Below are 25,684 nucleotides of genomic sequence, written 5' to 3' on the forward strand. Positions count from 1 at the left end.
GCGCACCAGCGGCGCGCACCAGCGGCGCGCACCAGCGGCGCGCACCAGCGGCGCGCACCAGCGGCGCGCACCAGCGGCGCGCACCAGCGGCGCGCACCAGCGGCGCGCGGAACGGGCGCGGGGTCAGGGGGCGGGGGGAGCGGTGGTGTCGCCGAGGTGGAACGCACTGGTGAAGCGGGCCGCCGCCGGGTGCCCGCCGTCGAGCATCTCCAACACCATGCGGCCGGCGGTGCCGCCCTGCTCCGCTGCGGGCTGGACCATCGTCGTCAGGTCGTGGGAGATCACATTGTCCAGACGGATGCCGTCGAATCCGACCACGCTGACATCGCCGGGCACCTGCAGCCCCAGTTCCTGCGCAGCCCTGATCACTCCGGCCGCCAGCAGATCGCTCTGGGCGATGATCGCGGTCGGGCGCTCGTTGGCCGCTCGCGACAGGAGGGACCGACCCGCCAGCAGCCCCTCGTCCACCAGACTGCCCGCGGTGATGACGGCCGCCAGTTCGGGAAAGACCTCACGAGCGCCGGCCAGCCGGTCGATGGTGGTCGAGATGGTCGCGCGTGACTCCCATTCCGCGGTCAGTGGCCCGCGCTCCCTGCTCGATTCCAGCGGCAGCGCGACCACGGCGACCTCCCGATGCCCGAGCGACTGCAGGTGCCGGGCCAGCGTGACGGTGGCAGGGCGGTCGTCGAGCGTCACGGCGAGCACGTCGGGGAACGGTGTGCTGCCCAGCGCCACGATGGGGATGGATCGTCGCCGGGTAATGGTGATCGACCTCGCCACGAACGGACTGCAGCCCAACAGCACGACGGCGTCCATGGTGGCGGTTTCCAGTGCACTCGGCCCACCGGACAGCTCGTCGCTGACGTCCGGCACCAGCAGCAGCGCGCGGCCGGACCCGGCGATCTCCTGGGCGATGCCGTCCAGGAACGCGATCTTCACCGGATCGCGGAAGGCCTGCAGGACAGTTTCTTCCAGTACCACGGCGATGATCCCGGACCGGCCCTGGCGCAGCGATCGTGCTCGCGGGTCCGGCCCCGCGTACTGCAGTTCCTCAGCGGCGGCGAGCACCCGGTCGCGAGTCTGGGGGGACACCGGCCCGGAGCCGCTGAATGCCAGTGAGGCAGTGGACACCGAGACCCCGGCAAGGGCGGCGACTGCGGCCAGCGTCGGTCGTTTGTCGACGGCGTGGCGGTCGTGGCGAAAGTCGGTCTCGGACATCGCTCCGCCTTTCGTGCGGGAAGAGTCTGCGGCCGACGATCCATCGAAGGCGCCGGTGAATTCGGTTGACCCAGGGCGACGGCGAGAGGCGCATGCCGTTTGACCGAGCCGAATGCGATCGCTACCTTAGTCCAATGCGCTGATCGAATCGATTCGACTCCGCATCCGAGCGCGTCCAGTCACTCACCGAGTACGGGGAATCAGATGAACAAGGTCACCGCCGCCGAGACCGGTGGGCTGACGCGCAGTCAGGTCGTCGCGTGGCGTAACGCCGTGTTCGGAATCTTCGGGCTCTGCGGCATCGGCCTGTCGACCTGGGTGTCCCGGACGCCGGCGATCCGTGACTCGCTCGGTGCCACCACCGCCGAGATGGGTTGGATCGTGTTCGGTCTCGCGGCCGGGTCCATCGTCGGGTTGGTGCTCTCCAGCCATGTGCTGATCACCTTCGGATCCGCCAGGACCATCGCGGGCGCGATGATCGGCGGTGCCGTCGGCCTGGCCGCCGCCGGGATTGGAGCAACGCTGTTCTCCACACCCATCCTGGTGGTGGCCGGCCTGGCCGTGTTCGGCGCCGGAACCGGCATGTGCGATGTCGCCATGAATGTCGAGGGTGCTGCCGCTGAAAGGGTTCTCGGGCGTACCGTCATGCCGCTGTTCCATGCTGCGTTCAGCGTCGGCACGGTCGCCGGAGCCGGGCTCGGTGCCGTGGCCGAGCTGATCGGCGTCCCGATCGCCGTGCATTTCGGTGCCGTTGCCGCCGTCGTCATCATCGGTGTGCTCATTGCCATCCGCAGGTTGCAGCCCTACCCCGACGCGCCGAACACCACCGTGCCGACGCCACTCGAGCCCGGGTCGCAGCCGGCCGACGGCTGGCGCAGCCGACTCGGGATCTGGCGGGAGCGCCGGACGATCCTGATCGGGCTCGTCATCCTGGGCATGGCCTTCGCGGAGGGGTCCGCGAACGACTGGCTCGCGCTGGCCATGGTCGACGGCCACCACGTCAGCAACGCCGCCGGTGCGTTCGTCTTCGGTATCTTCGTCCTCTCGATGACTGTCGGCCGCGTCGCCGGGGTCTTCCTGCTCGACCGGTTCGGCCGGGTTCCGGTGCTGCGTTTCTCGGCGGCCCTGGCCGCCGCCGGGTTGCTGGTGGTGATCTTCGTACCCAACGCGGTGATCGCCGGAATCGGGGTGGTGCTCTGGGGTCTCGGATCGGCGCTCGGATTCCCCGTCGGGATGTCCGCTGCCGCCGACGATCCGGAGGTGGCCGCGGCCAGGGTCAGCGCGGTGGCCACCATCGGCTACTTCGCCTTCCTCGTCGGCCCGCCCTCGATCGGCTTCCTGGGCGGCCACATCGGTCTGCTGCACGCCCTTCTGCTCGTGCTCATCCTGGTAGCGCTGGCGGGGTTCACCTCCGGTGCAGCTCGCGAACCGATGCGCGAACCCGCCCGCGAGTCTGCCCACGCGACGATCGAACCGGCCGGAGCCCCGACCGACTGACGCCGCAGCTCAGAAAAGTCGGAAGTCAGCGATGCAGTCCGGGTCCCAGCCGCGTTAGTGAAGAATCGGCCCGGTACGACGGGGCAGATTCGTCCGAGTGGGGAGGGCCCGTTGACGTTCGAACAGTTCTTGTTCTCGGAATTGGATCAGTTGCGGCGCTATGCACGACTACTGACCGGCAATCGGGACTCCGCCCACGACGTGTTGGCGGATGCCTTGATCAAGGCCCACCTGCGGTGGAACAAGATCGGCCGGATGGAGTTTCCGGCTGCCTACGTCCGTTCCATGGTGACGAACGGCTTCCTCTCCGAAAGACGCAGCTGGAGCGGGCGTTTCATCAGTTCGACGGTCTCCGGTGAACTGCCGGAGATCGCTGGACCCCAGGCTTCGCGATCGGTGGATGACCGGGACCAACTCGAACAGCTGTTGACCGAGCTGCCGCAGCAACAACGCGCAGCGATCGTCCTCCGCTACTACTTCGACCTCGCCGACGACGCGATCGCCGCGGAGTTGCGCTGTTCCTCCGGCGCGGTCCGCTCCTACATCTCCCGTGGCCTGACGGCCATCCGCCAGCGCGAGAGCGTGTCCGGCCGGGCCGCCGGGGGACTGCTCGCACCGGCACCTCGAACGCGCCGCGCCCACCAGATCGGAGAACACTGATGAACGACCAGGACTTGCTGCTGCACCGCCGACTGGCGGCCATCGCGGAGGACGCGCCGAGTGGGGCGTCCCTCGTCCGCGCCGAGCACGCCGGTTACCACCGGCGTCTTCGCCGAAGGCGTTGGTATGCAGCCGGTTCCGTGGGTGTGGTGGTGTTGGTGGTCACCGGCACCACCACCCTTCTCGGGCCGGGTCTGTTCACCACCCCGCACGAGGCCTCCGCCCCGGCGGTGACGGCGACCCTCGGCCCGCGAGCGAGTGCGAGCACCACCGCTCTGGCCGCCAACTCCCGGCTCGTGCCGTTCGCCGGCGTCGCCGTCACCTCACCGGTTTCGGTCCCCGCGTCGTGGGTGTCCTACGACCACGACGGTCCCGACGTGCAGAGCGGACCGTCGTCGCTGCTGGTCAACTGGACGGGCAAGGAGCCGACGGCCAGGCAGACGATCGACGTCCGGTCCGGCACCACCGGTACCGGCCAGTACCGCGGCTACCTGATCACGGTCGAACGGCCGACTCTCGACGTCTTCGCCCCCGGCTACGACACCAAGGCGGTCAGCACGCCCATCACCGTGAGTGGTCATCCGGCCCAGTTGCTGACCGCACCGAAGGGTTCCTTCGACAACACCTACGCCGCTCCGGTGGAGGCCCGCATCGCCTGGCAACTCGGCGACGGCCGATGGATCCAGGTGTGGACTGTGGGCGAGAGCAACACCGTGCTCACCGCTTTCGCCTCCGCGATCACTGACAAGCCAACTGATTTCCCCGCCAACCTGTCGATCGGATTGACGCTGAAGGGCTATACCGTCGCCGATTCGACCCTCTCCTCCTACGTCTCCCAGATGACCGGGCCGGGCCTGACGCTCTGCGCCCCGACGAAGGCAGCGTCCGCGGCGCCGGCTTCGTCTGCGGCAGTGGTCTCAGCAGGCGATGCGTCATCGAGTGCCGGTTCGGATAACGGCAACAGCTACGGCAACTGCCTCAGCATGTACGCGAATGTGGCTGATGGAGGTTTCGGCGCCGGCATCGTGCTGGGCAACGAGTCCAACGCCAAGTTCGTGGCGGACAGCGTCGGCGTCGATGTCGGGGGAATCCCGGTCCGCGTGAACGCCGAGTACCAAACGGCCTGGACCAGGTGGGGGAAGGCGACGATCGTCGTCCAGTCGCCCGGCGGTGTCACGTTGACCACCACCGATCTGGCTGCCCTGGCCGCCTCCGTCCGGCTGGCTCCGACACTCGGGGTCAAGGACGAACCGAACCCCCTCGTCGAGAGTTCCCTGGCGCAGGAGTCGGCGGCCGCGGCGACCGAGAGCCAATCCACACGATGAGATCCGTCGCGATCGGTGTTGCCGGGCCCTGACCGGCGCGGAAGCGGCTATCCTGGTGAGGACATGCACGCCCGTTGTCGAAGAATGCCGGGCGTCCGGTGCAGGGCCTCCGCCCGAGTCCGGCCGTGGAGCGCTACGGCTGGCGTGGCGCAGATGACCTGCACGAGGAGCAAACGTCTTGACGACAACACTGAGTACGACGGCTGGCCTGACGGCTGACCGCATCGGGGGACTCGACTTCAAGGTCGCCGATCTCGGCCTGGCCGAATTCGGTCGCAAGGAGATCACCCTGGCCGAGCACGAGATGCCCGGCCTGATGACCCTGCGCCGCGAGTACGCCGAGGTGCAGCCGCTCAAGGGTGCGCGCATCGCCGGTTCGCTGCACATGACGGTCCAGACCGCCGTGCTGATCGAGACTCTCGTCTCCCTCGGTGCCAGCGTCCGCTGGGTGTCCTGCAACATCTTCTCCACCCAGGACCATGCCGCTGCGGCGACGGTCGTCGGTCCCTACGGCACCCCCGAGGAGCCCAAGGGAGTGGCGGTCTACGCCTGGAAGGGCGAGACCCTGCCGGAGTACTGGTGGTGCACCGACCAGATGCTGCGCTGGCCGTCAGAAGATGGAAAGCCGGTGGGCCCCAACATGATCCTGGACGATGGCGGCGACGTCACCATGCTGATCCACAAGGGTGTGCAGTACGAGAAGGCCGGCGTCGTCCCATCGACCGACGAGTCCGACTCCGAGGAGTACGGCGTCATCCTCGATCTGCTCCGCGCCTCGCTGGCCACCGATCCGGGCTACTTCACCGCCGTCGGCCCGCAGATCCTGGGCGTCACCGAGGAGACCACCACCGGTGTGCTACGTCTGTACCAGCTGGCCGCCGCCGGCGAGCTGCTGTTCCCGGCCATCAACGTCAACGACTCGGTGACCAAGAGCAAGTTCGACAACAAGTACGGCTGCCGCCACTCCCTGATCGACGGGATCAACCGCGCCACCGACGTTCTCATCGGCGGCAAGGTGGCGCTCGTGGCCGGCTACGGCGACGTCGGCAAGGGCTGCGCCGAGTCCCTGCGCGGACAGGGTGCCCGCGTCGTCATCGCCGAGATCGACCCGATCTGTGCGCTGCAGGCACTGATGGACGGCTACGAGGTCGCGACGATCGACGAGGCCATCAGCCGCGCCGACTTCGTCATCACCACGACGGGCAACAAGGACATCATCCGGCTCGAGCACATGCAGAACATGAAGCACCAGGCGGTACTGGGCAACATCGGTCACTTCGACAACGAGATCGACATGGCCGGCCTGGCGCGGATTCCCGGCATCAAGCGGACCGAGATCAAGCCGCAGGTGCACCTCTGGAGCTTCCCGTCCGGCAAGACCATCCTGGTGCTGTCCGAGGGTCGTCTGCTGAACCTCGGCAATGCCACCGGTCACCCGTCGTTCGTCATGTCGGCGTCCTTCGCGAACCAGACGATCGCCCAGATCGAGCTGTTCACCAAGCGCAACGAGTACGACCTCGAGGTCTACCGCCTGCCGAAGCACCTCGACGAGAAGGTCGCCCTGATCCACGTTCTCGCCCTCGGTGGCGAGATGACCAAGCTCACCAAGGAGCAGGCGGAGTACATCGGCGTCGACGTCGAGGGCCCGTACAAGGCTGATCACTACCGCTACTGAGTTCCTGACGGCCGATCTGGTCTAAGGGCCGAACAGCAGAATGCCCCGCGAAGCTCGATGCTTCGCGGGGCATTTCGCGTCTGCCGCCCCACCGTCGCGCTGATCATCTTCGCCTGCGCTCATGATCGGGTCGATTTGCGTCCCACGAGTCACAAAAACGCGACGTTGTTGAGCGCGGTCGATGTTGATAAGCGCGGGGACGGGTCAGGCAGGCGGCGTCAGGCGACCGCGAGCAGGTCGATGATGAAGATCAGGGTCTGGCCGGAGAGGCGGTGGCCGGAGCCGGCGGCACCGTAGGCCAGGTGCGGCGGGATGACGAGTTCGCGTCGGCCGCCGACCTTCATCCCGGGGATGCCGTCCTGCCAGCCCTGGATCAGGCCGCGGAGCGGGAATTCGATGGACTCACCGCGGTTCCAGGACGAGTCGAACTCCTCGCCGCTGGCGAACTCGACGCCGAGGTAGTGCACGGTGACCTTGGCGCCGGGCACGGCTTCCGCGCCGGTCCCAACGGTGATGTCGCGGATGGCCAGCTCGGCCGGCGGTTCGCCGGTGGGGAAGTCGACCTCGGGCTTGCTGGCAGATGGGTTTGTCATGCGGACCATCCAACCATCGCTCCGGTCGGAGAGTGGAATCGTGTTGTCCTGACGGGTTGTGGCGCGCGGACCAGCGCGACTGCGGCGGCAGATAGGGTTCACCGCGTGGGCGCACTGGTGGTGATCGAGGGGCTGGACGGGTCGGGCAAGCAGACCCTGACCGCTCTGCTGGCCGACCAGGCGCGCGCGGCGGGCGTCCGGATCGCGACGATGGCTTTTCCTCGCTACGGTCTGGACGTCCACGCAGATCTGGTGCAGGACGCGCTCTACGGCCGCCTCGGCGATCTGTCGGACTCCGTGCATGGGCCGGCGCTGCTCTTCGCTCTGGACAGGCGCGCAGCCGCGCCGGAGATCCGGGATCTGGTTGCGACCAACGACCTGGTGCTTCTCGACCGGTACGTCAGCTCCAATGCAGCCTATGGAGCCGCGCGGCTCGGCGCGCCCGACGTCGAGACCGACTTTCCGGATTGGGTGCGCGCGTTGGAGATCGACCGCTTCGCACTGCCGCTCCCAGACCGGCAGGTGCTGCTCGCTACTCCGCAGGCGGTCGCCGCAGAGCGGGCGCGCAGCCGTGCCGAGATCGACGTCGACCGAGCGCTCGACCGTTTCGAGGCGGACTTGGCGCTGCAGTCCCGTACTGGCCGGATGTACCGGAAATTCGCCGATGACGGCTTCCTGTCACCTTGGACGGTGCTCACCCCCGATGACGGTCCGAGGCCGGACCTGCTCGCCGAACTGCTTGCCTGACGCCGCTGGGGCTGCCGCGCGCAGCTGGTCCTGCCGCGCGCCGCTGGTCCTGCCGCAGCTGCCGCGCGCAGCTGGTGCCGCCGCAGCTGGTCCTGCCGCGCATACAGGACTGCCCAAATTCGCCGATTTTGGCCGATAAACCGCCATTCTGTATGCGCCGGGCAGTCCTGTATGCGCAGCGACGGGGGCCGGCCAGGGCGACGGGGGCCGGGGCGGGTCAGCTGAAGCGGGACGGCCCGGCGGCAGCGGCGAGGGCCTGGGCCAGGCCCTCACGACGGATCCGGATGTCGATGTAGAGCATCGCCACCACGCTGCTGCTCCAGGCCACGGTCAGTGCGCCGACCAGAACCGTGGCCACCGACGTGACGACGAGATGGGAAATCGGCTGCTCCGTGGAGACCAACCGTCCGACGATCGACGAGACGACGAGCGCGATGGCGCCGCTGATCAGGCTCGATAGAATGCTCACGCCGAACAGGCGCCCCTTGAACCCCTTGCTGACCACGGCAGCGCGCTTGATCGAGTCACCGAGGGTGGAACCTTCCATCGCCGCGACCGGACCGGCCGGGAGCAGGATCAGCCAGGCCATGATCCCGGGCACGACGAGCAGGACGGAGCCGACGGCGATGGCCAGACCGACCACCACGCCGCTACCGAGCAACACCCCCCAGCGACCACGCAGGCGGGCCAGTCCGGCCCCGTTGGTGCTCACCGTCGAGGTGGCCCCGAGCGCCGCGAACGGGGTGGCGATGCCCGCCAGGATGGGACCGGCGATCAGCGAGATCAGCGAACTGACCAGAACAGCGGGCAGGTAGTCCCGCACCAGGCGGTCGACCAGCGCGTTCAGATCTGCCTGGGTGGGATTCACCGGGATCGCCAGCAACTGTCCGGACGCGTAGTCGTGCAGCGACCCGCTGGAGGCCAGCAGGCTGAACTGCACGCCGAGGGCTACTACGCCGGCCAGCAGGGCGAGCGGTGCGAGGACGGTCAGATGGCGCCAGGCGACGCGCACGGCGGCGGCGAAGATCTCGCCGATCCGCAGCGGTCGGAGCGGGTAGAGGCCGAGTTGCCGGCCCCCGTTCGTCGGGCCGGAGGGCGGGGGATACGGCGGGAGGCTCACGTCGATCATGGTGCCATGCGCTCCGACCGGCCACTTCCAGCCAGTCGCGGGGCAGCCACCCCGCCGGACGTGCACGCATCAGAGCCCGCGGGATGACACCATGGAGGGATGAAAGCGCGCGTTCTGGTCGTCGATGACGACCCAGCCCTGGCCGAGATGCTGACGATCGTGCTCCGCGGGGAAGGTTTCGACACCGCGGTGGTGCGCGACGGGGCCAAGGCACTCGAGGTGTTCCGCGAAACCCACCCCGATCTCGTGCTGCTGGACCTCATGCTGCCCGGCACCTCCGGGCTCGACGTGTGCAAGGAGATCCGGGCCGAATCCGGTATCCCGATCATCATGCTGACCGCCAAGACGGACACCGTCGACGTGGTGCTCGGGCTCGAGTCGGGCGCTGACGACTACGTGATGAAGCCGTTCAAGCCGAAGGAGCTGACCGCGCGGATCCGGGCCAGGCTCCGTCGGGCCGATGTCGGGACGGCCGAGCGGCTGCGGGTCGCCGACATCGAGATCGACGTGCTCGGTCATCAGGTGACCAGGGACAACGAGACGATCCCGCTGACGCCACTCGAGTTCGACCTGCTGGTCGCACTGGCCCGCAAGCCTCGGCAGGTATTCACCCGCGAGGTGCTGCTGGAGCAGGTCTGGGGTTACCGCCACGCGGCCGACACCCGGCTGGTCAACGTCCATGTGCAGCGCCTGCGCAGCAAGATCGAGAAGGATCCGGAGCGGCCCGAGGTGGTCGTCACGGTGCGAGGGGTCGGCTACAAGGCCGGTATCGCGTGACCGCAGGTCCATCGCCGGGCAGCACGACGACCGAGCGGCGGGCCCACTCACTGCGGTTGCAGGGCTCCCGGTTCCGGGCGGCGCTGTCGTTCTGGAGTCGATCGCTGCTGCTCCGCGTCGTCGTCCTGACGTTGTTCTTCTCCACCCTCGCCATGTTCGGTGTCGGGTTCATCCTCCAGCAGCAGATCACCCGCGGGTTGCTCGCCTCCAAGCAGAACGTGGCGATCTCCGAGGTGGAGAAGGCCGCGCAGACCGTCATCAAAGGCATGCAGGGCGCCGACGCTGATCCCGCCTCGCTGCAGTCCCAGCTGGATCTCACGCTGCAGGCGCTCGGCAACCCGGCGCTGGCCACCGATTCCAACGCTCAGGGCAGCAACACCGGCGCGTTCGATCCGGTCATCGTGCAGAGCCGTCCGGACGGTGGCGCCAACCAGACGCAGGGCTTCATCGAGGACGTCCCCCGCGATCTGCAGGCCAGGGTCGGCTCCGGCGTCATCGCGTACCAGTACACGACGGTGCGCCGCGAGGGTGTCAACGTGCCCGCCCTTGTGGTCGGCTCACCCGCTCCGACCAGCACCGACAGTTTCTCGGTGTTCCTGATCTTCCCGCTGACGGCCGACCAGACGACGGCCGCCGTCGTGCAGAACACCCTGTTGCTGGGCGGTGCCGGCCTGGCGCTTGCGCTGACTTTGATCGCTTTCCTGGTCGCCCAGCAGGTGGTCCGGCCGGTCCGGCGGGCGGCGGCCGTCGCCCAGCGGCTTGCCTCCGGTGACCTGGCCGAACGCATGCCGGTCCGCGGGCCCATCGAGCTCACCACGTTGGCCCGGTCGTTCAACGGCATGGCCGACGCGATCCGCGCCCAGATCCGGCAACTCGAGGAGTTCGGCAACCTGCAGCGGCGGTTCACCTCCGACGTCTCGCACGAACTGCGCACGCCCGTGACGACCGTCCGGATGGCTGCCGACCTGCTCTACGAAAGCCGCGAAGACCTTCCGCCCCACCTGGGCCGGTCGACGGAACTGCTGGTCGACGAGCTGGACCGGTTCGAGACACTGCTGGCCGACCTGCTGGAGATCAGCCGGTTCGACGCCGGGATGGCGGAGCTCGCCGCCGAGCAGATCGACGTCCGCGCCGTCATCAACTCCTGCATTGCCGCAGCCAAGCCGCTGGCCGCCAACGCCGGGGTCGAGATCGTCCGGAATCTACCCGGGGTCCCGGTGATCGCCGAGATCGACAGTCGCCGCGTCGAACGGATCCTGCGCAACCTGCTCAACAACGCGATCGACCATGCCGAGGGCGGGACGATCGACCTCGAGTTGGTCAGCGACGGCGAGGTGCTGGCGATCACCGTCACCGATCACGGCGTCGGGCTCAAGCCCGGAGAGGCAGGTCTGGTGTTCAACCGGTTCTGGCGTGCGGATCCGTCCCGCCAGCGGCAGACCGGGGGAACCGGGCTCGGTCTGGCCATCTCGCTCGAGGATGCGCGGTTGCACGGCGGTTGGCTGCAGGCCTCCGGCGCACCGGGCCAGGGCGCCCGCTTCCGGTTGACGCTCCCGCTGGTCACCGACACCCTCGTCAACTCCTCGCCACTCGCCCTGCGTGTCGGCGGCGACGAGAGCGACGAACCGGCCGACGGCGCGACCGACCCGTTGGACACCCGCGACTGGACCCACCACGGACTGGCCGGCGCGCTGCCGGCCGGCGCCGTGATCGCCTGGCCCGGTGTGGCCGAGAACGCCGAAGGAGCCGGTCGATGACGACGTCCCGTGCGTTGCACCATCTGAGGACGTCCTGCGCGGTCCGCCGCCCGCACCGTCTCCTGCTGGTGTGTCTGGCCCTCCTACTGGCCGGATGCTCCGGCATTCCGGGGTCCAGCCCGGTCACCGACGTCCGTAAGGTCGCGGACCAGAACAGCCAGCAGGCCCCGGCCACCCCGGATCCCGGCATGACGCCGGACGCGATCGTGCGCGGCTTCATCTTCGCAGCCGCCCGGATCTCCCTGGGCGGCACCGGTTCCGCCTTCGCCGCACCAGGTCAGTACCTCACCGCGAAGGCGGCTCAGGTGTGGCAGAAGAAGCCGGCGGCGGTGGTGATCCTGCCGGACCAGTTCCGGGTCGACCCGAGCGCGGACCCGGCGGCGTTCACCATCTTCGGCCCGGTCCAGGGCACGCTGGACGCCGACCGCGCCTTCCACTCCAGCTACAACGTCACGTACAAGGTCACCGTCCACCTGGTCAGGGAGAACGGTCAGTGGCGGATCAGCGACCCGCCGGCCGAACTGCTGATCCGGCAGAGCGACTTCAGCACGGTGTTCTCGGTTCGGACGTTGTACTTCCTGGACGCCAGCCGATCGGTCGTGGTACCGGATCGTCGTTACCTGATCAACGGTGGCACCCCCGACAACAACGTGATCACCCTGATGAACCTGCTGCTGCACGGCCCAGCCGGCGTCCTGGCGGGTGCGGCGCAGTCCGAGTTGACCGGCGCGAACCTGCGGACGAAGCCGGTCACCTCCTCGGCCGGTCTCACGCTGATCGACCTGCAGGGCATCGACAACCTGCAGACGGCGGCCGACAAGAATGCTCTTGCCGCGCAGGTTGTCTGGACCCTGTCGACGGTGGCCACCCAGTTCTCCATCGACGTCAACGGCGCCCCCCTTGATTCGCAGGTGCCGGTGTACAAGGCCTCGTCCGTCGAGTCCTTCAGCCCGGACCGGGTTCCCGGCAGTGGCGCCGTGGCCTCGGACCCGTACTTCATCAACAGCGCCGGCGGGATCATCGACCTGCTCACCAAGAGGGCGTTGTTCGGGGGAGTGGGAACCGGCTCACAGCATGTGGTCTCGGCGTCGATGTCCGCCGCGACCGGGACCTTGGCGGCCGTCTCGGACGTCATGAACATCGACGGGACGTCCAGCCAACAACTGCTGATCGGGCAGCCACTCGCCTACCAGCAGGCGGTACCGGCGCTGAAGGCCAGCACCCTCACCCAACCCAGCTTCTCCCGCTCCGGTGACGAGGTCTGGGTGGTCCAGAACGGCAGCGGGAAGAATCCGGAGATCTACCAGATCTCCACCGGTCAGCCCAGCTCCACGGCGACGACCAGCGGCGGGGCCAGCCGGGCCAAGGTCGGATCGGCCGAACTCGCCGGCAAGGGTCAGGTGACCTCCTTCGTCCTGTCGCCCGACGGCGTGCGGGTTGCCATCGTGGCCGGCGGCAAGCTCTACGTCGGTGCCATCGCCGCGACGACGGCGACCGTCAAGAGCCAGGCGGCCACCACCGCCCCGGCCGACAACCCCAACTCGCTGGCCCTGATCAACGTCGCCGAATTGCGTGGTGACCTGTCCAACGTGGGTCCGGTCGCCTTCCCGAGCGCGAACGATCTGCTGGTCGTGTCCAACAGCCTGCCCGGATACCGGTCCATCAAGGATGTCCGGATCGATGGGTCCGACGTCACCCAGGTGACCACCGACTCGCAGTTCGGCGACGTCACCTCGATGGCCGTCTCGGTGGTCGACTCGACGGCCACGACGACGGACACCACCGACACCACCCAGTCGGTGGCCGCGCTGGTCTACGTCATCCTCGGCCAGATCGGCGCGCCGGGGCCGGTGCTCAAGCTGCAGGGCACGCTCACCGACGGCAAGTGGGTCTCGGCGGATGCCACCTCGACGATGGCGGGAGGTCTGTTCTACCCCAACTGACCGGATAGTCCGGACCCGGGTTCGTCCCCATGCTTCGAGCTGTCCACAGTTGCCGGCCGTTCCCTGCCGCCTGCAGTCGGGACCGGCAGGCTGTGGCGATGTCGATCGTCCGGAGCATCGAAGTCGGGACCGCCGGGCGCAACCCGGTCCGGGTGGCGCTGGATCTGGTGCTGCCGCGGCCGTGCCCCGGTTGCGGCGGGCCGCAACCCTGGTGCCCGGGTTGCGCAAGCACGGTGGCCGGCCGCCCTCGACTCGTGCGGTGGCCGGAGGACACCCGTGACGGTGCCGGGGGTCTGCTCCTGCCGCCCGTCCGGGCGCTGGCCCGGTATGCCGGACCGGTCCGGGCGGCGATCATCGCCGGCAAGGAGCGGGGCCGGACGGACCTGCCGGTGGCGCTCGGGGAAGCGGTCGGCCGGGGACTGCTGCGGCTGCGGCGGATCAGCGTCATCCCGGCAGTGGTCTGGATCGTCCCGGCGCCCAGCCGTCGAAGCGCGGCCAGGAGGCGGGGCGGGGACCCGGTCACCACGATGGCGCGTTCCGCTGCGGCCCTGATGGCCTCGCTGGGTGTGGCGTGCGGTGTCGCCCCCTGCCTCTACACGGCGGGCGGCGCTCGTGACTCGGTCGGACTTGACGCGACGGCCCGGGCGGCCAATCTCGCCGGGAGGGTGCGGTTCCGCCCGGCCGGTGCGCCACCGCGTGGGGCGGCCGTGGTGCTGCTGGACGACGTGCTGACGACAGGTTCGACCCTTCTGGCCGCAACCCGGGCACTTTCCGTGGCCGGAATCGGGGTGAGCACCGCGTTCACGGTGGCAACGGTCGCCCCCTGGTACTCCGGGCGCCGATAGCCGTCCAGCTTCGTGATCGAGCGTCATCCGGATGGACTCCAGAAGAACCACATGCGACTCGATGGTGTTGTCCACCTTGCGTTTAGGCCAACTGACGGTAGGTTCAGACGCATCCCGGGCGAGTCCCGCATCTGTTCACGACGTACCGCCGGCAGGCGGGCGCTCGGGACGCCACACCATTCGTTGGCGTGCCCGGCGGACGCCGGTCACCATGATCGTCGGGAGGACATGTGGATATTGTCGTCAAGGGTCGAAACGTGGAGGTTCCGGAGCATTTCCGGACGCACGTGGCCGACAAGCTGGCGCGAAGCGAGCGTTACGACTCCAAGATCATCCGGGTCGATGTCGAGCTCTCCCACGAATCGAACCGCAGGCTGTCCAAGACGTGCCAGCGGGTGCAGATCACGCTGGCCGGCAAGGGTCCGGCCGTGCGGGCAGAAGCCAGTGCCGAGACTTTCTACAGCGCCCTGGACGCTGCCGTGGTGAAGCTGGAGTCGCGACTGCGCCGCTCCGCCGACATCCGGCACCACAAACAGCACGCCCGCACCCCGATCTCGGCGATCGCCGGTCCCGGCGGCGGACTCCCCGAAGCCCCCGAACTGGATCTGGACGACGACCGTTGGCAGGACGACGGTTTCGGCGACAGCGCCGATGGTGGACCGGGCCGCGTCGTCCGGATCAAGGACCATCCGTCCGACCCCATCACCGTCGACCAGGCGCTGTTCCAGATGGAACTCGTCGGACACGACTTCTATCTCTTCAAGGACGCGGACTCGGGTCTGTGCTCGGTCGTCTACCGCCGCAAGGGTTTCGACTACGGCCTCCTGCGCCTGACCTGATCTGACCCGCAACCCCACCCATCGCGCTTATCAACTTCGCCCGCGCTGATCAAGTTGTCCCTTCTGTGACGGACGGGACGCAAATCGACCCGATCATGAGCGCCGTCGAAGTTGATAAGCGCGAGCCCGATATGCCCAGGGCAGATCGTCTTCCCATGCGATCGGGACCAACCGGCAGGCCCGTTGCGCTTACCATGGGGCATGCCGGGGGCGTCAAGAGTCTCCGGCGGTAACTGGGTGCGCGGAAGTCGCAGTCGGTTGCGGCTGGTGAGAAATCGACCGAGGGTGACCACGTGGTTCTGTCCCGACTGCTCCGCGCCGGCGAGGCGAAGACGATCAAACGTCTGCGCGCCATCGCCGATCACATCAACTCCATCGAGTCCGACTACGTGGACCTGACGGACGCCGAGCTGCGCGAGTTCACAGACGCCTTCAAGGCCCGTCTGGCCGATGGAGAGACGACCGACGACCTCCTGCCCGAGGCGTTCGCCGTGGTCCGCGAGGCGGCCAAGCGCACCCTGGGCCAGCGGCACTTCGACGTCCAGCTGATGGGCGGCGCTGCTCTCCACCTCGGAAACATCGCCGAGATGAAGACCGGTGAGGGCAAGACCCTGGTCTCGACGCTGCCGGTCTACCTGAACGCGCTCGAGGGCAACGGCGTGCACGTCGTGACCACCAACGACTACCTCGCCCAGCGCGACAGCGAGTGGATGGGCCGGGTACACCGCTTCCTCGGTCTCGAGGTCGGCGTCATCCTGTCCCAGCAGACCCCGGACGTCCGCAAGCAGCAGTACGCGGCGGACATCACCTACGGCACCAACAACGAGTTCGGGTTCGACTACCTGCGCGACAACATGGCCTGGTCCAAGGACGATCTGGTCCAGCGGGGTCATCACTTCGCCGTGGTCGACGAGGTCGACTCGATCCTGATCGACGAGGCCAGGACACCGCTGATCATCTCCGGCCCGGCCGACCAGTCTTCCAAGTGGTACTCCGAGTTCGCCCGCCTGGTACCCCGGCTGCGTCGCGGCAAGGAGACCGGCGGCGAAGGCCGGGGAGACGGCGACTACGAGGTCGACGAGGCCAAGCGGACGGTCGGTGTCACCGAGGACGGTGTCGCGAAGGTCGAGCAGGCACTCGGGATCGAGAACCTCTACGAATCGGTGAACACACCCCTCGTCGGCTTCCTGAACAACGCGTTGAAGGCGAAGGAGCTCTACAAGAAGGACCGCGACTACATCGTGGTCAGCGGCGAGGTGCTCATCGTCGACGAGTTCACCGGTCGCGTGCTCCACGGCCGCCGCTACAACGAGGGCATGCACCAGGCCATCGAGGCGAAGGAAGGGGTGGAGATCAAGGCCGAGAACCAGACCCTGGCCACCATCACCCTGCAGAACTACTTCCGGCTCTACGAGCGGCTGTCCGGCATGACGGGTACCGCCCAGACCGAGGCGGCCGAGCTGAGCTCGACCTACAAGCTCGGCGTGGTGCCCATCCCTTCGAACAAGCCGGTGCGCCGCGCCGACGAGGGCGACCTGATCTACAAGGGTGAGGACGCCAAGTTCGACGCCGTGGTCACCGATATCGCCGAGCGCCACGAGAAGGGCCAGCCGGTCCTGGTCGGTACGGCCTCGGTCGAGAAGTCGGAGTTGCTGTCCAAGCTCCTCCTGCGTGCCGGGGTCCCGCACGAGGTCCTCAACGCGAAGAACCACGCGCGGGAAGCGGCGATCATCGCGCAGGCCGGTCGCTCCGGCGCCGTCACGGTGGCCACCAACATGGCCGGCCGTGGGACCGACATCGTGCTCGGTGGCAACCCGGACTTCACCGCTGATCTGGACCTGCGCGATCAGGGCCTCAGCCCGGCCGACACCCCCGAGGAGTACGAGGCCGCCTGGCCCGACGCCCTCGAGGCAGCGGCCAAGAAGACCAAGACCGAGGCCGAGAAGGTCCGCACCGCAGGTGGTCTCTACGTGCTGGGCACCGAACGGCACGAGTCGCGACGCATCGACAACCAGCTCCGCGGGCGCTCCGGCCGGCAGGGCGACCCTGGCGAGTCCCGCTTCTATCTGTCGCTCGGCGACGACCTGATGCGCCGGGTCGGCGGCGGCACCGTCGAGATGCTGATGACCAGGCTCCGGATGCCGGACGACATGCCGATCGAACACAAGTTCGTCTCCAAGGCGATCCGGAGTGCGCAGACCCAGGTCGAGCAGCAGAACTTCGAGATCCGCAAGAACGTCCTCAAGTACGACGAGGTGATGAACAAGCAGCGCACCGTCATCTACGAGGAGCGCAAGCGCGTTCTCGACGGCGAGGACCTGCACCAGCAGGTGCAGAACATGATCACCGACGTCATCGGGGCCTACATCGACGGTGCCGCCTCGCAGGGCTACGCCGAGGACTGGGACACCGACACCCTCTGGGCCGCGCTCAGGACGCTCTACCCGATCAGCGTCACACCCGACGCGATCGCCGCCGAGAAGGGCGATCTCACCCGGGATTCGCTGCTCGAATCCGTCCTGGCGGACGCACGGAAGGCCTGGCAGGACCGCGAAGAGGCTCTGACGCCGGAGATCACCCGCGAGCTCGAGCGCCGGGTGCTGCTGTCCGTGCTCGACCGCAAGTGGCGCGAGCACCTCTACGAGATGGACTACCTCAAGGAGGGCATCGGCCTGCGGGCGATGGCCCAGCGCGATCCGCTGATCGAGTACCAGCGTGAGGGCTTCGACATGTTCGCCGCCATGCTGGATTCGCTCAAGGAGGAGTCGGTCGGATTCCTGTACAACCTCCAGGTGCAGATCGTCCCGGCTGACGGTGGCGAGGGTGGCGCCGCCGATGGCGGCGACGGGAATGGTGGCGGTCCGAACGGCACCGGTCCGCAGGGCAATGGTCCGAGCGGTTCTGACGGCGCGTCCGCCCCCAACGGTGAGGCCACTCCGTCGCGCAACGGCAACGGCAGTGGGCTCGCGGCGCCGAAGCAGGTCGGCGGCAAGCAGGCCGGGAACGTCCGCACCCGGGTCCGCCCCGTGCAGCCGCTGCCGAGCCAGCAGGCGCCTGCTCCGGTCGTCAAGGACACCGACGGCGCGCCGGCGGCGCTCAAGGCCAAGGGGTTGGCCCGTCCGGCCGGCCCTGCGGTCCCGCTGAGCTACTCCGGTCCCAGCGAGGACGGCGGTACCGAAACCACCGGGACCACGGCCTCGGCCGGTGGCGCCCAGTCCCGCAACGCCCCCTGCGCCTGTGGCTCGGGCAAGAAGTACAAGCAGTGCCACGGCCGTCCCGGCGCTGTCTGACCGGTAGCGCCGTCCGACCCGTCCGGGCCTGCAGCGCTCTCTGACCGCACGGCGGCGCGCAGGACCGGCTGACTTTCAGCCGGTCTGCAGGGCGGTGATGCGCCAGCGGCCGTCGACGCCCTGGATGCGGAACGCCAACGCCCGGACGCGCTCGGCACGCCGGAACACGACGCTGATCTCGGCCACGCCGTCGGTGGGCTCGCTGACCCTGACGCTCTGCAGATGACCGAGCGGACCGCGTGCGATCGGTCGGGACTGCATGCCCGCGAACACTTCCGGGGCGCAGTGCACCCGGAGCTGTGAGAGCGGACGCTGGCCGCACAGCACCTCGACCAGCGCTCTGGCAAGCACCGGACCAGATCGTTGCGCCGAGGGCAGCTCGGCCGTGGTCGTCTTCCGAATACCCATGTCGACCTCCTGGGACCAGCCCGGCACCCGCGCGTCCTGGACGGTGTCCGGAACGGTGATCGATGGCGTGCCCGTCCGCGGTCGCGGGCCCCGCGGAGTTGTGGGCGGCGGCGTGGGCGTCAGACCGGGACGGGCGAGCGTCCGGAGTCTGCTGACCGGCGGCCGCTCGTCATCGAACGGCGGTTCGCAGTCCGGTACCGAGGTCAGATAGGGCCTTGGCTTCGCCGTTGCCTGCGCGGGTGCGCTGTGCGCAGGCAGGGACCGTGCGGGAACAGCGGTTCCGGAGATCAGGGCTGATGTCATGGTCGGTCGTCCGTTCGTTGGGCTGGGGCTGCCAGTGGTGGGGGCTGCAGGATCTGCCCGGGGAGGAGAAGGTTCGGGTCCGCTCCGATAACGGCTCGGTTCACCGAATACAAATGGCGCCAGGCACTGTCGATCTCGGTGGGGCTCGAATCCGCCGGCAGGCGACCGGCTGCGATGGACCAGAGGGAGTCGCCCCGATGCACCACCACCGTCCCGTCGGAGGACGACCTGCCGGACCCCGCCTGCTGGGGGGTGGCTGGCCCCGCGGCGGTGGGTAGGGCGGGAGCGGTGGCCGGCGCGGGCCAGTCGACGTCAACCGGTGGCTTCGGGGTCGGGACCGCGACCGGCCAATCGAGATTCAGCGACTCGGCAGGCGCGCCACCGCGGGCCGGTCGGTCGAGATCGACGACCGGATCGAGGGCCAACACCAGCGACAGAGGTGCGCCGGTACCGGACAGGAGGTGGACCGCTGACCCCTCGACGGCGATCCAACTCCGAGCCCGATCGACGGTCTGACCTGCGGTGACCGTGCGCTCTGAGTCAAGAGCGCTGGTGTTCACCGCAACGGTGTGACCGTTCTCAAGCACCGACGCGGTCGAGGCCGGAGCGGTTCCACACGCAGCCAGACCGGTCACCATCGAGGCTCCGACGACGGTCAGCAGCACCCTCCGCACCATTGCCGGAGCGACGACCAGAAGCACGCCATCGGCCACCCGACCGACGAATCCCGGCAGGCGGCTCAGCAGCGCGGCCGCGGCAGCGACGACGGCCCAACCGAGAAGAAGCCAGACCAGGATCGCCGCCGCCAGCAACATCGCAGTCTCGCCGACCGGATCGCCCGCGTTCGGGTGCGTGTCCAGCGCCATCGCGACCGCGGTCCACGGGACGGGCAGCGCGACGGCGAGGACGACGAGAACAGCTCCGGTCAGCAGCAGCTGCATCCAGGCGTGGCGGGATTTCGCGTTCGGCGATTCCGGTGGATCCGCCGTTGGCGGGACGAGCGGCTGCACATCGTCAGGCCACCAGCCCGTCGACTTGCCCCTAGTAGTCATAAACGTAGTCAAACAGTAGCAAATGCAATCAGTCAAGGTGAAAGACGTGAACTTGACGAATGTGCATCGATCGACCACGGTGAGCGCAGTGCTCAGGCAACCGGCGAACCACGAGCGGGGAGCGGAGCGAATGAGTGTTGAACGCTTGCGCGAAAGGCAGGTTCGAGGATGCGGTGGGAACAGCTCTTCAGTGACCTGGATGCCCAGTTCGACAACCTCGCCGACGCGGAGATGCTCGCCGAACTGGCCGACCGCGAGCGCGTCGCCAGCGGTGCGATCACCATGGTCGAGAGGTTCGGCGGTTCGATCGGGCGCCCGCTGCGGCTGCGGACGACCGCCGGGATCGCGGTCACCGGCACGATCAGAAAAGCGGGGCCGGACTGGCTGCTGATCCAGGAGGGGCCGGGGCGTGAAGCCCTGGTCGCCACGGCGGCCCTGACGATCGTCGAGGGTCTGTCGTCGGCCACCGGCCCGGCGGTCCAAGGCCTGGAACTGCGGCTGAATCTTCGGTACGCGCTGCGCGTCCTCGCCCGCGATCGAGCTCCGATCGCGCTGGTCGTCTGCGGGGGAGTCGGCGAACCGCCGGGGCTGTATACCGAGATCACCGGCACCATCGACCGTCTCGGCGCCGACTTCGTCGAGGTGGCGCTGCACGCACCCTGGGAACCGCGGCGCGCCGGCAGCGTTCGATCCGTGGTGCTGGTTCCCCTGCCGGCCGTCGTGTTGGTGCGGGCTCTACCGTTGGGCTGACGGGTCGTCGACTGCGGGTGGTCGGCATGGCCCGGGCGTCATCCACGACGACGGCCCGGGCACCATCGGAGAGGACTGAAGATGAGCGACCGCACCATCGGAACAGCAGTGGCGCAGGAGTTCTCGTATCTGACCGGCGAGGCGGCCGAACTCGGTCTGGCCGGCGGCGTGCCGCTGGTCGAGCGACTCGCAGGGCAGGCGCTGGCGGAGACCGGGCTGAGCGCCCTGAGGTGGGGCACCGACCCGATCGAGGCGGTCTGGTTGCACGGCGGCGGCCTCAACGCCCACACCTGGGACGGCACGATCATGGCCGCCGGTCTGCCATCGCTGGCCGTTGATCTACCCGGCCACGGCGATTCCCGCTGGTGCGACGATCTCGACTACTCGCCCGTTGCCAACGCCGGACCGATCGTCGACCTGATGCGGAGCACCAGCGCGACAGCTTCCATCGTCGTCGGGCAATCCTTGGGTGGCCTGACCGGTATCGCCATCGCCGCGCAGCGTCCGGACCTGGTACGGGCGCTGGTGGTGGTCGATGTGAGTCCCGGCCTCGTGGTCGAGGCGGCCGGTCAGGTCCGTGATTTCCTCGCCGGGCCGGAGAGCTTCGGCTCCCGGGACGAGATCGTCGACCGGGCACTGCAGTTCGGGTTCGGCACGTCCAGGGAGGGGCTGCAGCGTGGTGTCTTCCTGAACACCAGGGTGCGGCCGGACGGGAGAGTCGTCTTCAAGCACCACCTGGCCAATCTGAAGGAGGGCGAGGTTCCGTTCCTGTCGGACTTCCGGACGCTGTGGCCGGCGGCCGAGAGCCTGCGGATCCCGGTGCTGCTCGTCCGGGGTGAACGAGGCTTCCTCACCGACGAGTGGGAGGCGGAGTTCCTGACGCGGGTACCCGACTCGACGGCGGTGCACCTCGACGCCGGACACAACGTGCAGGAAGACCGGCCCCTCGAACTGGCGGCCGCGATCACGGAGTTCGTGGGTCGGGTGGCTCCGGTCGACTGATTCCGCCGTGATCGTCGGAAAGATCTGACGCGGATGACGGTGCCGATGCAACGAAAGCCGTGCACACTCCGTCGTGTGACCATGAGGATCCCGACTGCTGCGCCAGTGCGACCGGCCTCGATGGCCCTGACCGGATTGGTGGCAGTAGCGGTTCTGCTGGCCGGATGTGCGGCGCCGGCCGAGGTCGGACCGGAACACGGGACTGCTGCCTCGACGCCGGTTGTCGGCTCGACCATCCGGGACACTCCATCAGCGACTCCGAGCTTGGTCCTGCCAAGTCCGACCCTGCCAAGTCCGACCCTTTCAAGCCCGAACCTGCCGAGTTCGGTCGCCCTGAGCCCGGCGCCCGACCAGTCCGGGCCGGCCGAAACCAGGCGGGCCGAGTCCACACCGAAGGCGTCCGTTCCACTGTCACCTGCCACGGGGTCCCCGGCCGTTGCGTCCCCGCTCCCGCGGGTCTTCGGGACGAAGGCGGCACCCATTCCGGTCGAGGTGACCGGCATGGTGCTGGCCGACGCCAAGGGCAAGGTGGTGATGTGTCCGCCGTTTCCGGTCGCCGCCGTCGGCACGGTCTCCTCGGAAATCCCCACCCCGGATTGCCAACGGCCGGTTCCGGTCAACGGGGTTGACCTCGCGCTGGTCACCGATCCGGGACACAACAGCACTCACCGCTGGGGCCGGACGCACGTCGAGGCGACCTGGAACGGGACGGACCTGACGGTTCGTTCGCAACGCCTGCCCACCGATGCAGACCGCGACCCGACGGAAATGCTCCCGGACGACGTGGCCTGCCCGGCCCCGGCCGGTGGCTGGACACTCGGCGCCACGCAGGACGATCCGGGGGTCGGCAAGATCGAGGCGGCCGTCGGAGCCGGTTTCGGCTCACAGGCCATGGGCTACCCGCACGGTGGGCCGACCAACACGGACGGCAAGAACCCGAGCTACAGCCTGGACCACACCGAGCAGGTGCTGGTGGTCGGAACCACCGGCGACATCGATCAGGCGACGGCCGCAATCCGAAAGGTGTTCACGGGCAACCTCTGCGTCGTGAAGTCGACCACGACCGGCGCAGAGATCAAACAGCAGAACCAGAAGATCCTGGCCGCACTCGGCGACGATTGGTCGGCAAAGGGCGTGATGAGCACGGGCGACCGGATGATCGTCCTCGGTACCACGACGAACCAGATCGACGTCATCGTGGATACCCCGGCGCTGGCGAAAATACTGGCCGGCATCCCCGGCCCGCCGATCACGGTGAACACCTGGATCACGCCGGTGCGCTGATGCACCTGCGGCTGGAGATGGTCAGGAATCGACCGGAAGGGCGGAGGGCAGGTCGGACAGGGATGCGGCGGTGCGTTCGTAGGCATGGTCGATGTACTCCTCGAGCCGGGTGCGCTCGACCCGCCACTGGTTGCGACCGCCGATCTGGATGCCCTTCAGGTCCCCGCTGCGCACCAGGGCATAAGTCTGCGAGGTCGAAATGTTCAAGATCTCGGCCACGTCCGCCAGCGTCAGGAACCGTTCCGTAGTCATCTGAGGACCCTTCGGTAGTCGAAATCCGCTCGGACTGGGTCGAACGGGTACCGCGCTCGATCAGCAGTCGACGAATCGACAGATCGCCGGTCAGCTGCCCCGTAGGCTCAGCTTGCCCGGTCGAGTTCGTCCGCCGACGCGGCCGCAAGATTGAGATCATTTGAACTCAGTACGTGCCGTTGCACCATGATGAGCTAGTTTGGCAACACTGTCATCTTGACACACCGGTATGGGGACCGCCGGGCGCGATCCACACCAGCGCCAGCACAGCCGGCACCAGCACACCCAGCACCAGGACAGCCAGCACCAGGACGAGGGGGGCGATGACCAACGATGCAACGAGCGGCGCGCCTGTGCCGCGGCGGGGCACGAAGCCGCGCTGGCTGGACATCCGCGTCATCGGGGGACTGCTGCTGGTCATCGCTGCGGTCGTCGTCGGGGCCAGGGTGGTCGGCGCGAGCTCGCACACGAGTCCGGTCTGGTCCGCGACCCACGATCTTGCCGTCGGCACCGTGCTGACTCCGGCCGATCTGGTCGCCGTCGAGGTGAACCTCGCCGATAGCGCGGCGCGGTACCTGTCCGCCGCTCCCGACGCGACGGGGGTGATCGGCTCCAGCCTGGGCGTGCCCGTGCGGTCCGGGGAACTGGTGCCGGTCGCTGCCGTGAAACCCGCCGTCGCGGGCCGGATCGTCGTCATCGGGGTCTCGCCGGACCGGATGCCACCCGGAGTGAGCCACGGCTCGGTGATCGACCTGTACCTGACGACCGGTGGCACCTCGTCGTCCGCGCCGATCCGCACCGACCTGGTGTCGGCCGGGATCACCGTGCAGACCGTGACCGCACCCGCCTCGGGCGGGCTGTCCGGCGCCACCTCGAGCCGCTACCAACTCGCCGTCCTGGTGACGCCGGCCCTCGCCGATTCGCTCGTCAAGACCCTGCCGAAGGGCGAGGCGATCGTCGTCCTGGTCACCGGGCCCAGATGAACCAGGGGCTGCTCACCGCCGGCAACGGCCAGAGCTGGGAGAACGACCTGGTGGCCGCGCTCGACCGCCCTGGCTCCGGCATGACGGTGATCCGACGCTGCGTCGACATCGCCGATGTACTGACCGCAGCCACCACGGGCCAGGCGTCGGTGGTCATGGTCTCCGCGGAGCTCCGGCGTCTGGATACCGCTGCGGTGCAACGGCTCACGGTGTCCGGGATCGCCGTGGTCGGCATCTACCCGGCCGGCGACGACCGGGTACGCGGTCGACTCGAGCGAATCGGCATCGGCACACTGATCGCCGATGACGTGGGTGCACCGGCTCTGTTGGACGCCGCGCGTGCCGCGGTGGCCGAACTGGCTGCCGGTCGATCCGGCGCCGCCGCCCACCGGATGCTGGCCGATCCGCGGGCCGCGCTGCCGTCGGGCGACCCGCTGGCTCAGGTGCCGATTCCGCAGGTGGCCAAGGCCGATCCGCCTCCACAGGGTCGGGTGGTCGCCGTGTGGGGCCCCGTCGGAGCTCCGGGACGGACCACACTGGCCGGCAATCTGGCGGTCGAGACCGCCGCTGCCGGGGGCCCGACCCTGCTGGTCGACGCCGATGTGTACGGCGGGGTGCTGGCCAGCGCGTTCGGCTTGCTCGACGAGTCGCCCGGTCTGGCCGGTGCCTGTCGACTGGCCGCCAATGGTCGCCTGGACCTGGCTGAACTGACCAGGCTGGTCTGGGCGATCGCGCCGAACCTCCGACTGCTGACCGGGATCACCCGGGCCGACCGGTGGCCCGAGCTGCGCCCCTCGGCCATCCCGTCCGTGCTGACGGTCTGCCGTTCGATGGCGGCGCTGACGGTGATCGACTGCGGGTTCTGCCTGGAGGCGGACGAGGAAATCACCTTCGATACGGTCGCGCCCCGCCGGAACGGCGCCACCCTGGCGATCCTGGGAGAGGCGGACGTGGTGTTCGCCGTCGGGTCGGCGGATCCGTCCGGGATGGAGCGGCTCGTCCGCGGCCTCGCCGAACTGACCGAGGTGATCCCTGAGGTCCAGCCCTTGGTGGTGCTCAACCGGTCCCGGCGGAGCGCTGCCTCGCCGCAGGAGTCCGCCGATGCGCTGGCCAGGTTCACCGGTCTCGCGGTCACCGCGACGCTGCCGGAGGATCGTGCGGCCATGGACAAGGCCTGGCAGAACGGGGTTCCGCTCGCTGAGGCTGCGCCCTCGTCCGGTCTCCGTCAGGCGATCCGACAGCTGGCCAACACGCTCGTGCCCGCAGTGGGGCCGTAGTCAGAGCCTTCCGCACCAGCAGTCAGAGTCTCCCGCACCAGAAGTAGCCAGAGTCTCCCGCACCAGCGGAAATCAGAT

Annotated in this window: 22 protein-coding genes; 16 read left to right on the forward strand and 6 right to left on the reverse strand. The window is 68.6% G+C overall.

Annotated features, from left to right (window positions below):
* Positions 1 to 123 precede the first annotated feature (123 nt).
* Positions 124 to 1,218, reverse strand: a complete 1,095-nt coding sequence (locus tag ABIB25_RS03240) for a LacI family DNA-binding transcriptional regulator (RefSeq protein WP_354526993.1) — start codon at positions 1,216 to 1,218, stop codon at positions 124 to 126.
* A gap of 204 nt (positions 1,219 to 1,422) precedes the next feature.
* On the opposite strand from ABIB25_RS03240, the gene ABIB25_RS03245 reads away from it, so the two are divergent.
* The 4 genes from ABIB25_RS03245 to ahcY all read left to right on the forward strand — a co-directional run bounded on the left by ABIB25_RS03245 (position 1,423) and on the right by ahcY (position 6,375).
* Positions 1,423 to 2,715 carry an MFS transporter gene (locus ABIB25_RS03245; protein WP_354526994.1) on the forward strand — a complete coding sequence of 431 codons (1,293 nt, stop codon included), beginning with the start codon at positions 1,423 to 1,425 and terminating at the stop codon, positions 2,713 to 2,715.
* A 111-nt stretch (positions 2,716 to 2,826) separates the two neighbouring features.
* On the forward strand, positions 2,827 to 3,375 hold the full coding sequence (locus tag ABIB25_RS03250; protein ID WP_354526995.1) for a SigE family RNA polymerase sigma factor: 549 nt from the start codon (positions 2,827 to 2,829) through the stop codon (positions 3,373 to 3,375).
* On the forward strand, positions 3,375 to 4,700 hold the full coding sequence (locus tag ABIB25_RS03255) for a hypothetical protein (protein WP_354526996.1): 1,326 nt from the start codon (positions 3,375 to 3,377) through the stop codon (positions 4,698 to 4,700). Before ABIB25_RS03250 ends, ABIB25_RS03255 begins: the two co-directional genes overlap by 1 nt.
* A 178-nt stretch (positions 4,701 to 4,878) precedes the next feature.
* Entirely contained in the window at positions 4,879 to 6,375 is a 1,497-nt protein-coding gene (gene ahcY / locus ABIB25_RS03260) for an adenosylhomocysteinase (RefSeq protein ID WP_354526997.1), read from the forward strand.
* A gap of 218 nt (positions 6,376 to 6,593) precedes the next feature.
* Here the strand turns inward: ahcY and ABIB25_RS03265 are convergent, their stop codons facing one another.
* A complete protein-coding gene (locus ABIB25_RS03265) occupies positions 6,594 to 6,968 on the reverse strand; it encodes an FKBP-type peptidyl-prolyl cis-trans isomerase (protein WP_354526998.1) in 375 nt (124 codons plus the stop codon).
* Positions 6,969 to 7,073: 105 nt separating this feature from the next.
* Between ABIB25_RS03265 and ABIB25_RS03270 the strand changes: the two genes are divergently transcribed.
* Positions 7,074 to 7,715, forward strand: coding sequence for a dTMP kinase (locus ABIB25_RS03270; RefSeq protein WP_354526999.1), 642 nt, complete (start codon positions 7,074 to 7,076; stop codon positions 7,713 to 7,715).
* A 217-nt stretch (positions 7,716 to 7,932) separates the two neighbouring features.
* Here ABIB25_RS03270 and ABIB25_RS03275 read toward each other — a convergent pair whose 3' ends face one another.
* A complete protein-coding gene (locus ABIB25_RS03275) occupies positions 7,933 to 8,835 on the reverse strand; it encodes a hypothetical protein (RefSeq protein WP_354527000.1) in 903 nt (300 codons plus the stop codon).
* A 108-nt stretch (positions 8,836 to 8,943) separates the two neighbouring features.
* Here ABIB25_RS03275 and mtrA point away from each other — a divergent pair, with 108 nt between their 5' ends.
* The 6 genes from mtrA to secA all read left to right on the forward strand — a co-directional run bounded on the left by mtrA (position 8,944) and on the right by secA (position 18,295).
* Positions 8,944 to 9,621 carry an MtrAB system response regulator MtrA gene (mtrA, locus tag ABIB25_RS03280; protein WP_354527001.1) on the forward strand — a complete coding sequence of 226 codons (678 nt, stop codon included), beginning with the start codon at positions 8,944 to 8,946 and terminating at the stop codon, positions 9,619 to 9,621.
* On the forward strand, positions 9,618 to 11,378 hold the full coding sequence (gene mtrB, locus ABIB25_RS03285) for an MtrAB system histidine kinase MtrB (RefSeq protein WP_354527002.1): 1,761 nt from the start codon (positions 9,618 to 9,620) through the stop codon (positions 11,376 to 11,378). The genes mtrA and mtrB overlap by 4 nt, the downstream gene beginning before the upstream one ends.
* Positions 11,375 to 13,321: an LpqB family beta-propeller domain-containing protein gene (locus ABIB25_RS03290; protein ID WP_354527003.1), complete on the forward strand. Its 1,947-nt coding sequence runs from the start codon at positions 11,375 to 11,377 to the stop codon at positions 13,319 to 13,321. Before mtrB ends, ABIB25_RS03290 begins: the two co-directional genes overlap by 4 nt.
* Before the next feature lie 98 nt (positions 13,322 to 13,419).
* Positions 13,420 to 14,166: a ComF family protein gene (locus ABIB25_RS03295; RefSeq protein ID WP_354527004.1), complete on the forward strand. Its 747-nt coding sequence runs from the start codon at positions 13,420 to 13,422 to the stop codon at positions 14,164 to 14,166.
* A gap of 230 nt (positions 14,167 to 14,396) precedes the next feature.
* Positions 14,397 to 15,005: a ribosome hibernation-promoting factor, HPF/YfiA family gene (hpf, locus tag ABIB25_RS03300; RefSeq protein ID WP_354527005.1), complete on the forward strand. Its 609-nt coding sequence runs from the start codon at positions 14,397 to 14,399 to the stop codon at positions 15,003 to 15,005.
* A 293-nt stretch (positions 15,006 to 15,298) separates the two neighbouring features.
* Positions 15,299 to 18,295 carry a preprotein translocase subunit SecA gene (secA, locus tag ABIB25_RS03305; protein WP_354527006.1) on the forward strand — a complete coding sequence of 999 codons (2,997 nt, stop codon included), beginning with the start codon at positions 15,299 to 15,301 and terminating at the stop codon, positions 18,293 to 18,295.
* A gap of 75 nt (positions 18,296 to 18,370) precedes the next feature.
* On the opposite strand, the gene ABIB25_RS03310 is transcribed toward secA, so the two are convergent.
* Together ABIB25_RS03310 and ABIB25_RS03315 are read right to left on the reverse strand one after the other, a co-directional pair.
* Positions 18,371 to 19,006, reverse strand: coding sequence for an Rv3235 family protein (locus ABIB25_RS03310; RefSeq protein ID WP_354527007.1), 636 nt, complete (start codon positions 19,004 to 19,006; stop codon positions 18,371 to 18,373).
* The gene (locus tag ABIB25_RS03315; protein WP_354527008.1) at positions 19,003 to 20,058 is read right to left on the reverse strand and encodes a LysM peptidoglycan-binding domain-containing protein; all 1,056 of its coding nucleotides are present in this window, start codon (positions 20,056 to 20,058) and stop codon (positions 19,003 to 19,005) included. Before ABIB25_RS03315 ends, ABIB25_RS03310 begins: the two co-directional genes overlap by 4 nt.
* Before the next feature lie 168 nt (positions 20,059 to 20,226).
* On the opposite strand from ABIB25_RS03315, the gene ABIB25_RS03320 reads away from it, so the two are divergent.
* The 3 genes from ABIB25_RS03320 to ABIB25_RS03330 all read left to right on the forward strand — a co-directional run bounded on the left by ABIB25_RS03320 (position 20,227) and on the right by ABIB25_RS03330 (position 23,094).
* A complete protein-coding gene (locus ABIB25_RS03320) occupies positions 20,227 to 20,808 on the forward strand; it encodes a hypothetical protein (protein WP_354527009.1) in 582 nt (193 codons plus the stop codon).
* Between the two features lie 81 nt (positions 20,809 to 20,889).
* On the forward strand, positions 20,890 to 21,810 hold the full coding sequence (locus tag ABIB25_RS03325) for an alpha/beta fold hydrolase (RefSeq protein WP_354527010.1): 921 nt from the start codon (positions 20,890 to 20,892) through the stop codon (positions 21,808 to 21,810).
* A gap of 75 nt (positions 21,811 to 21,885) precedes the next feature.
* On the forward strand, positions 21,886 to 23,094 hold the full coding sequence (locus tag ABIB25_RS03330) for a hypothetical protein (RefSeq protein WP_354527011.1): 1,209 nt from the start codon (positions 21,886 to 21,888) through the stop codon (positions 23,092 to 23,094).
* Between the two features lie 21 nt (positions 23,095 to 23,115).
* On the opposite strand, the gene ABIB25_RS03335 is transcribed toward ABIB25_RS03330, so the two are convergent.
* Complete coding sequence (locus tag ABIB25_RS03335) at positions 23,116 to 23,346, reverse strand: helix-turn-helix domain-containing protein (RefSeq protein ID WP_354527012.1); 231 nt, start codon at positions 23,344 to 23,346, stop codon at positions 23,116 to 23,118.
* A gap of 323 nt (positions 23,347 to 23,669) precedes the next feature.
* Between ABIB25_RS03335 and ABIB25_RS03340 the strand changes: the two genes are divergently transcribed.
* Together ABIB25_RS03340 and ABIB25_RS03345 are read left to right on the forward strand one after the other, a co-directional pair.
* The gene (locus ABIB25_RS03340) at positions 23,670 to 24,329 is read left to right on the forward strand and encodes an SAF domain-containing protein (protein ID WP_354527013.1); all 660 of its coding nucleotides are present in this window, start codon (positions 23,670 to 23,672) and stop codon (positions 24,327 to 24,329) included.
* Entirely contained in the window at positions 24,326 to 25,606 is a 1,281-nt protein-coding gene (locus ABIB25_RS03345; protein WP_354527014.1) for a CpaE/TadZ family protein, read from the forward strand. Before ABIB25_RS03340 ends, ABIB25_RS03345 begins: the two co-directional genes overlap by 4 nt.
* Positions 25,607 to 25,684: the final 78 nt, after the last annotated feature.

The organism is Nakamurella sp. UYEF19, assembly GCF_040546275.1.
Taxonomy (GTDB): domain Bacteria; phylum Actinomycetota; class Actinomycetes; order Mycobacteriales; family Nakamurellaceae; genus Nakamurella.